This window comes from Micrococcus sp. GbtcB5 (genome assembly GCF_019091605.1).
In the GTDB taxonomy this organism is placed as follows: Bacteria; Actinomycetota; Actinomycetes; order Actinomycetales; family Micrococcaceae; genus Micrococcus; species Micrococcus luteus.
The window spans coordinates 1-7,782 of record NZ_JAGXJK010000042.1 but is presented as its reverse complement, the minus strand read 5'-3'; the positions used below and the strand labels follow the sequence as shown (position 1 = coordinate 7,782).

Sequence of the window (7,782 nt, the reverse complement as noted above, 5' to 3'; positions counted from 1 at the left end):
GCCTTCGGCGATCCGCGCGAACACCGGGGCGAAGTGGCGGCGCAGGCCGGCCAGGTCGCGGGGCAGGTCTGCGGGGCGCTCGAGCGGCGGGACGGCGCCGAGCGGGACGGGCGTGGCGGCGGGCGGCGCGGACGCGTCCGTCGGGTCGGTGAGCGGCATGTCGATCTCCTCGGTCCGGAGGCGGGCGGCCCGCCGGGCGCGGTGCCGCGGGTCGTGGGGGTCGCTGGGTCGTATGGAGGCCCACGCTAGGAACGGTTCCGGGGCGGTGTGCCGGCGGCCGTCACATTCGGCGGGCCGGTCGCGGGGAGGGCTCCGGCCGGGGCCGGGGTGACGCGGCGCGGCCCTAGGCTGAGCCCGTGCGTCTCGTCCTGCTCGTCCTGCTCTCGCTGCTGAGTCAGCAGCTCGGCGCGTCCGTGGCGGGCCTGCTGTTCGACGACGTCGGCGCGTCCGCCATGGTCGCCCTGCGCGTGGTGTTCTCCGCGGCCGTGCTGCTGCTCGTCACCCGGCCGAGCCGCGCCGCCCTCGCCGGCCTGGGTCCCCGGGGGTGGGCCGCCGTCGTCGGGCTGGGTGCGGCCATGACCGGCATGAACCTGGCCATCTACGAGGCGTTCGCGCGGATCCCGCAGGGCGTGGCCGTGACGTTCGAGGTGCTCGGGCCGCTGGCGCTGTCCGTGGCGGCGCGGCCGTCATGGCGGTCGGCGGCGTGGGCGGCCCTCGCGCTCGTCGGGATCGGGGTGCTCGGCCGGGAGGGGTTCAGCGCGGACGGCGGGATCGGCGGCGCGGGGCTGGACCCGGTGGGGGTGGCGCTCGCGCTGGCCGCGGCGGCGTGCTGGGCGGCGTACATCCTGCTCTCCCGGCGTGCGGGGACCCATCTGCCGGGGGTGCAGGGGCTGGCCCTGGCGACGGCGGCCGGGTCCCTCGTGGCGCTGCCGGTCGGCGTCGCGACGGCGGGTACGGCCCTGCTCTCTCCCGTGGTGCTGGGCGTGGGACTGGCCGTGGCGCTGCTGTCCACGGCGGTGCCGTACGGGATCGACCTGCAGGTGCTGCGCCACATGCCGACCGCACTGTTCTCCCTGCTGACGTGCCTCTCGCCGATCGCGGCGGCGCTGACCGCGTGGGCCGTGCGCGGGCAGGAGCTCACCCCGCTGGACCTGGCGGGGATGCTGCTGGTGATCGCGGCGTGCGCGGCCGCCGTCTGGACGGGCCGGTCACCCGGTGTGGCGGGCGGGGGCCGAAGTTAGCCTGGGTCGATGACCCACCCGCCCCATCCCGTCCCCGCCGACGTCCCCGCCGCCGAGCGCGCCGCCCTGCGCCGTGGCCGGCTGCGTCCGTGGCTGCCGTTCCTGCTCGCGGCCGCGCTGTGCCTGGCGCTGCTGGGGTGGGCCCTCGTCGCCCTGCCGGGCCTGCCGGAGCGCGTGCCCACGCACTGGGGCGTCGACGGGCGACCGGATGCGTGGGAGGACGCCTCGTTCGGCACGGTGGCGACGGGGCCGCTGATCGGCCTCGGCATGACGGGGTTCCTGGCCCTGGTCTCCGCGATGGTCACTGCCCTGGTTCCCATGGATCCGGGGCTGTCCCCGTGGCGGCGCGTGCGCCAGCCGGGGGTGCACCGCGGGGTCCAGGCGTGCCTCGGGTGGTCGTGCGTGCTCATCGTGCTGGTGCTGGCCCCGACGACGGCCGAGGTGCTCGCCGCCGGGGCGTGGACGATGGCCTGGTGGCTCCTGCCCCTCACGCTGACCGTGCTCATGGTGGGCATCTTCCCGGCGATGCGGGCCGGCACCCGGCGGTGGACGCGCTGGGCGGACCGCGTCGCCGCGGACCTCGGGCACCGGCCCACGGCCGCGGAGCTCGCCGAGGACGAGGTGTGGACGCCCCTGGGGCTCAAGCGCGACCCCGAGGACCCGGCCGTCTTCCCCGCCAAACGCCCCGGCTACGGCGTGGGTGTGACGGTCAACCTCGCCACCCCGGCGGGCCGGTGGCTGGTGCGCGGATTCGTGGCGGTGTTCATCGTCGGCCTGCCGCTGGCGCTCTGGCTCGGCGCGTTCGCGGCGCGGTGAGGCGGACCGTGCCCGACGACGTCGCCGTCCGCCTGCTCCTGATCGCCGACACCCACATCCCGCGGCGCGCCCGCGCCCTGCCTGCGCAGGTGCGGGCCGAGGTGGCGCGGGCCGACGTCGTGCTCCACGCCGGCGACTGGGTGGCCGAGGACGTGCTCGACGACCTCGACGCGCGGGCCGCCCGGCTGGTGGGCGTGTGGGGCAACAACGACGGGCCGGGGCCGCGGGCGCGGCTGCCCGAGGTGGCGCGCGTGGAGCTCGGCGGGGTGCGGATCGCGATGGTCCACGAGACGGGCCCGGCGGCCGGCCGCGAGCGCCGCATGGCCGCGGCGTTCCCGGACGCGGACGTGCTGGTCTTCGGGCACAGCCACATCCCGTGGGACACCGTGGCCGGGCCGGAGACCGCGAACCCGGGCCTGCGGCTGCTCAACCCCGGCTCCTGCACGGACCGGCGGCGGCAGCCGGTGTGCACGCTGATACGCGCGGTGGCGCGGGACGGACGGCTCGAGGACGTGGAGCTGGTGCCGGTCGACCGCACGCCGTGACCGACGGGCCGGCCGCTCCCCCCTGCAACGCTGGTTGAGTTATCACGGGTCCAGGCGGCTTGCACCCGTGATAACTCAACCCGCGTCGCGCCGGTGCCACCATGACCGGCGGGTCGGCCGCTCCTGCACAGCCACCACGACGACGGCGGCCCTCCCCAGGGCGCGTCGGTCCGGTCCGTCGCAGGGCCCGGGGGCGGCAGGCTCACCCCATGACCGCGCGCACGCCCCTGCCGTCCACCCTCGCCGCGGGCGCCTTCACGACGGCCGAGCTGCACGCCGCCGGCCTGCCGTGGCGCCGCACCCTCGCGGCAGACCTCGCCCGGATCTGCCGCGGCGTGCACACCGCGGGCATCCCCGACCCGTGCGCCCCGGACGGCGCGGCCGCGCTGGTCCGCCTCACGGGCGGGGTGGTCTCCCACGTCTCTGCCGCCCTCTGGCACGGACTGCCGCTGCCGCCCCGCCTCACGCGGCCAGCCGGACTGCACCTGACCTTCGACCGGTCCGCGCGCACGCACCGGACCGACCTGGGCGGCGTCGTCAGCCACCGGGTGCGACTGCCCTCCGACCACGTGCTCGAGCTTCCCGACGGCCAGCGCGTCACGACGGCGGCGCGCACCTGGTTCGACCTCGCCGGGATGCTCCGCCCCCACGAGGTGGACTGGCTCATCGCGGCCGGCGACCACCTGGTGTGTCCGCCGTGGACGCCGACGGGCCGGGCGCACCCCGTGGCCACCGTGCCCGGGCTGTCGGAGGTGCTCGCCCGCTGCCGTGGCCGGCCGGGTGTCCGTCTCGCACGTGCCGCGCTGGCCGAGGTGCGCGTCGGGGCCGACTCCCCGCCCGAGACCTTCCTCCGGCTCGCGCTGATCCGGGCCGGGCTGCCGGAGCCGGAGCTGCAGGTCGCCGTCGACCCGGCCGACCCGGCCTCGCCCGTCGTGGACCTCGGGTACCGGGGGGCGCGCCTGGCCCTCCAGTACGACGGCGCCGGCCACCGCACGGCTCAGCAGCAGGCGAGGGACGCCCGTCGGGACGCGTACTGCCTCGAGCGGGAATGGACGACCCTGCGCTGCACCTGGGAGGACCAGCGCGCTGGGTTCGGGCGGATCGTGGGGCTGGTCCGGCGTCGGCTCGCCCGCACGCGCTGATCCGCCCCCGCGGCCAACACGGGTTGAGTTGTCACGGGTCCCGTCCAACGCGGGTTGAGTTGTCACGGGTCCAGGCCCGCGTAACCGGTGATAACTCAACCCGCGTTGCACGGCACCGGCCTGCGCCGCGTGACGCTCTGCGACGTGCCCACCCTGCCCCCGGCGCACCTCGCCCGGGACAATGGGAGGGACTGTCCCGAAGCCTCCATCGAAAGGACCCCCGTGGCTGACCACGAGTTCGGCTTCCGCACCCAGGCGCTGCACGCGGGCGCCGTCCCGGACGCCGTCCACGGCTCCCGCGCGGTGCCGATCCACCAGACCAGCTCCTTCGTGTTCGAGTCCGCCGAAGACGCCGCCAACCTCTTCGCGCTGCAGAAGTACGGCAACATCTACTCGCGGATCGGCAACCCCACGGTCGCCGCGTTCGAGGAGCGGGTCGCCACGCTCGAGGGCGGGATCGGGGCCGTCGCGACGGCGTCCGGCATGGCCGCCGAGTTCGTCACCTTCGCGGCCCTCGCCGCGGCCGGCGACCACATCGTGGCGTCCTCCAAGCTGTACGGCGGCACGATCACCCAGCTGGACGTCTCCCTGCGCCGGTTCGGCGTCGAGACCACGTTCGTGGACTCCGCCGAGGCCGCGGACTTCGAGGCCGCCCTCCAGCCCAACACCAAGACCGTCTACACGGAGATCGTCGCCAACCCCTCCGGTGACGTCGTGGACCTGCCCGGCCTGGCCGACGTCGCCCACCGGCACGGCGTGCCGCTCGTCGTGGACGCGACCCTCACCCCGCCCTACCTGATCCGGCCGATCGAGCACGGGGCGGACATCGTCATCCATTCGGCCACGAAGTTCCTCGGCGGGCAGGGCACCACGCTCGGCGGCGTCGTGGTGGAGTCCGGCCGCTTCCCGTGGGACAACGGCAAGTTCCCGTCGATGACCGAGCCCGTGCCGTCGTACGGCGGCGTCTCCTGGTGGGGCAACTTCGGCGAATACGGTTTCCTCACCAAGCTCCGCTCGGAGCAGCTGCGCGACTTCGGCCCGTCGCTGGCCCCCCAGTCGGCGTTCCAGCTGCTGCTCGGCGTCGAGACGCTGGCCCCGCGCATGGACGCCCACCTGGCGAATGCGCAGGCCGTGGCGCAGTGGCTGGACGAGGACCCGCGCGTCTCCTGGGTCCGCTACGCCGGCCTGCCCGACCACCCGCACCACGCCCGCGCGCAGCAGCTGCTGCCCCGGGGCGTCGGCTCGGTGTTCAGCTTCGGCGTGGCCCCGGCAGCCACGGACACCGACGACGGCGCCTCCGGCCCGGAGGCCGGGCGCGCGACGGCGTCGCGCTTCATCTCCGCGCTGCAGCTGGCCTCCCACCTGGCCAACATCGGCGACGCGAAGACGCTGGTGCTGCACCCCGCCACGACGACCCATCAGCAGCTCACCGCCGAGCAGCTCGTGGCCGCGGGCATCCCGGCGGACCTCATCCGCATCTCGGTGGGCATCGAGGACCTCGAGGACATCCTCTGGGACCTGGACCAGGCCCTGACCGAGGCCACCGGCCGCGCCCGCGACGGCGCCGTCGTCCCCGCAGAGCAGGAGGCCTGAGCCATGGGCACCACCCACCCCGAGCGCACCTGGACCGGCCCCGGCGCCCCCGAGCGCCTGGCGATCCTGCGGCGCACCCGGTCGATCGCGATCGTCGGCGCCTCGGACAAGCCGGCCCGTGCGTCGTACTTCGTGGCCACGTACCTGCTGAGCTCGACCACGTACGACGTCTACTTCGTGAATCCCGTGCTCGCCGCGGCCGGCAAGGAGATCCTCGGCCACCGCGTGTACGCCTCGCTCGACGACCTGCCCGTCACCCCGGACCTCGTGGAGGTGTTCCGCAAGTCCTCCGACGCCCCCGAGGTGGTGGCGGACGCCGCCCGCGTGGGCGCCCGGACCGTGTGGCTGCAGCTGGGCATCTGGAACGAGGACGCCGCGCGTCAGGCCGAGGCCGCGGGCCTGGAGGTCGTGATGGACCGCTGTGTGAAGATCGAGCACGCCCGCTTCCACGGCGGGCTCAACCTCGCCGGCTTCGTCACCGGCGTGATCAGCTCGCGGCGCCAGGAACTGGACCGCTAGGCGGACGACGCCCCGTGTCGGGCGTCGTCCGGCCCTCGTTGCGCACCCGCCCGTCGATGGCGTGGGATGGTCCCATGACCTCCGAGCTCCCCTCCTCGTCCCTCTCCCCCGCCTGGACCGGCCGCACCGACGGTGACACCCCCGAGCACCTGCGCTGGCACCAGGTCGTCCGCCCCGCCGACGGCCGCGGCGAGCCCACGACGCCGCAGCGCGACCCCGGCGCCGGCGCTCCGACGTCGGGCGCGCGGTCCACGGCGCTCATCGGCTTCGCCTCGGACGAGGGCGTGCGCCGGAACCACGGCCGCGTGGGCGCCGAGGACGGCCCGGAGGCGCTGCGCGGTGCGCTCGCCTCGCTCGCGTACCTCGAGGGCACGGGCGCGCTCGTGGACGCGGGCGACGTGTCCGTGGACCGCGGCGACGACGACGCCCCGGGCGAACTCGAGGCGGGCCAGGCCGAGCTGGGCACAGTGGTCAGCGGGCTGCTGAACGCCCACGACCTGGCCGTGGTGCTCGGCGGCGGACACGAGACCGCCTACGCATCGATCACGGGCCTGACCGGCTCCACGCGCGTGGGTGCTGGCACCCGCGTGGGCATCCTCAACCTGGACGCGCACTTCGACCTGCGCGAGGCGCCGCGGCCCAGCTCCGGCACCCCGTTCCTGCAGGCGCTGCGGGACGCCGAGGGGGCGGAGCATCAGCTCTCCTACGCGGTGGTGGGCATCAGCGAGGCCAACAACACCCGGGCCCTGTTCGACACCGCGCGCGAACGCGGGGTCACGTGGGTGACCGACGAGCAGGCCCAGACCGCCGACGTCACCGGCGTGCGCCGCTGGGTGCGCTCGTTCATCAACGCCGTGGACGTGCTCTACCTAACGATCGACCTGGATGTGCTGCCGGCCGCCGTCGCCCCGGGGGTGAGCGCACCGGCCGGCTTCGGCGTGCCGTACGAGGTGATCCACGCGTGCGCACTGGAGGCCACCCAGTCCGGGAAGCTGGCCCTGGCCGACGTCGTGGAGCTCAACCCCGCCCTGGACGTGGACGGCCGCACGGCGAAGGCCGCGGCCCGGCTGATCCACACGGTCGTCAGCCGTCACCGGACGGACGCGTCGCTGCTGGCCTGAGCGGGCCGGGGGTCCCTTCAGGCGCGGGGGGCCGCGGGCGTCAGCGTCCCTCCGCCCACGGGGCCGGGGGCTCGGCGCTGCCGTGGGCCGCGCGTCGGGCGGCGTAGTCCAGCGCCGAGCGTGCCAGGAAGTCGTGCAGGGCCAGCACCCCGGCCCGGGCTCCTGCGGAGTCCCTCCGGGTCACCGCCTCCAGCGCCGGGACGTAGAACGCCCGGCCGCGTTCGACCTCGTCGGGCAGGCCCTTCGTGGTGGCGAGCCAGAACCGGCGGCACAACCCCTGGAGCGGGACCAGGGAATCGGCGAGATAGCGGTTGTTCGCGATCGTGCGCAGGAGTTCGTGCGAGCGCCCGACGGCAGCGACGTACGCCGCCAGGTCCTCCACCGTGCGCAGGTGCCGCACGTGGGCCGCGACGGCGGCCAGCTGCTCCTCGTCCGCCCGCGCGCAGGCCAGTCCCACGGCCAGCGCCTCGAGCGACCGCCGCACCTCCAGCCTCTCCAGCTGGTCGTCCACGGAGATCGGGGGCACCTGCAGGCCACGTCCCCCACCGGCCAGGAGCCAGTGGTCTCGGATGAGGCGCTGCACGGCCTCGCGCAGGGGCGTGCGCCCCGTCTCGGCGGCGGCGATGAGGTCCGCCTCGCTGAGGATGGCGCCCGGTGGCAGCTCCCCGGTCTCGATCTTCTGCGTCAGGCGGGCGTAGGCCTCCTCCGACTTGTTCATGGGGCCCAGCCTAGGTGTAAGAGGTCATGACGTTGTTGACTCGGGCCGGGGCCAACGAGGCCGGTGGAGCATCTCCGCAGGAGGTAT

The 7,782-nt window shown here is 75.4% G+C and carries 8 protein-coding genes; 7 read left to right on the top strand and 1 reads right to left on the bottom strand.

The features are described 5' to 3' along the window. The first annotated feature begins 356 nt into the window (after positions 1-356). The 7 genes from KVS67_RS10955 (at position 357) to hutG (ending at position 6,977) form a co-directional block, all read left to right on the top strand. On the top strand, positions 357-1,241 hold the full coding sequence (locus KVS67_RS10955) for a DMT family transporter (protein WP_063189894.1): 885 nt from the start codon (positions 357-359) through the stop codon (positions 1,239-1,241). 9 nt (positions 1,242-1,250) lie between these two features. Further along, a complete protein-coding gene (locus KVS67_RS10950; RefSeq protein ID WP_063189893.1) occupies positions 1,251-2,057 on the top strand; it encodes a DUF1648 domain-containing protein in 807 nt (268 codons plus the stop codon). A gap of 8 nt (positions 2,058-2,065) precedes the next feature. Continuing rightward, on the top strand, positions 2,066-2,602 hold the full coding sequence (locus KVS67_RS10945; RefSeq protein WP_063189892.1) for a metallophosphoesterase: 537 nt from the start codon (positions 2,066-2,068) through the stop codon (positions 2,600-2,602). A gap of 209 nt (positions 2,603-2,811) precedes the next feature. Then, positions 2,812-3,744 (top strand): hypothetical protein, encoded by a 933-nt coding sequence (locus KVS67_RS10940; protein WP_020624950.1) that lies wholly within the window; start codon positions 2,812-2,814, stop codon positions 3,742-3,744. Positions 3,745-3,966: 222 nt separating this feature from the next. Continuing rightward, entirely contained in the window at positions 3,967-5,337 is a 1,371-nt protein-coding gene (locus tag KVS67_RS10935) for an O-acetylhomoserine aminocarboxypropyltransferase/cysteine synthase family protein (RefSeq protein WP_063189886.1), read from the top strand. A 3-nt stretch (positions 5,338-5,340) separates the two neighbouring features. After that, positions 5,341-5,856, top strand: coding sequence for a CoA-binding protein (locus KVS67_RS10930; protein WP_063189884.1), 516 nt, complete (start codon positions 5,341-5,343; stop codon positions 5,854-5,856). Between the two features lie 74 nt (positions 5,857-5,930). After that, on the top strand, positions 5,931-6,977 hold the full coding sequence (hutG, locus tag KVS67_RS10925) for a formimidoylglutamase (RefSeq protein WP_063189882.1): 1,047 nt from the start codon (positions 5,931-5,933) through the stop codon (positions 6,975-6,977). Between the two features lie 40 nt (positions 6,978-7,017). Here the strand turns inward: hutG and KVS67_RS10920 are convergent, their stop codons facing one another. Continuing rightward, on the bottom strand, positions 7,018-7,695 hold the full coding sequence (locus KVS67_RS10920) for a GntR family transcriptional regulator (protein ID WP_063189876.1): 678 nt from the start codon (positions 7,693-7,695) through the stop codon (positions 7,018-7,020). Between the last annotated feature and the right edge of the window lie 87 nt (positions 7,696-7,782).

Coding starts and splice junctions, on each gene's coding strand:
- KVS67_RS10950 (WP_063189893.1), top strand. CDS start 1,251: ATGACCCACCCGCCCCATCCCGTCCCCGCCGACGTCCCCGCCGCCGAG.
- KVS67_RS10930 (WP_063189884.1), top strand. CDS start 5,341: ATGGGCACCACCCACCCCGAGCGCACCTGGACCGGCCCCGGCGCCCCC.
- hutG (WP_063189882.1), top strand. CDS start 5,931: ATGACCTCCGAGCTCCCCTCCTCGTCCCTCTCCCCCGCCTGGACCGGC.
- KVS67_RS10940 (WP_020624950.1), top strand. CDS start 2,812: ATGACCGCGCGCACGCCCCTGCCGTCCACCCTCGCCGCGGGCGCCTTC.
- KVS67_RS10920 (WP_063189876.1), bottom strand. CDS start 7,695: ATGAACAAGTCGGAGGAGGCCTACGCCCGCCTGACGCAGAAGATCGAG.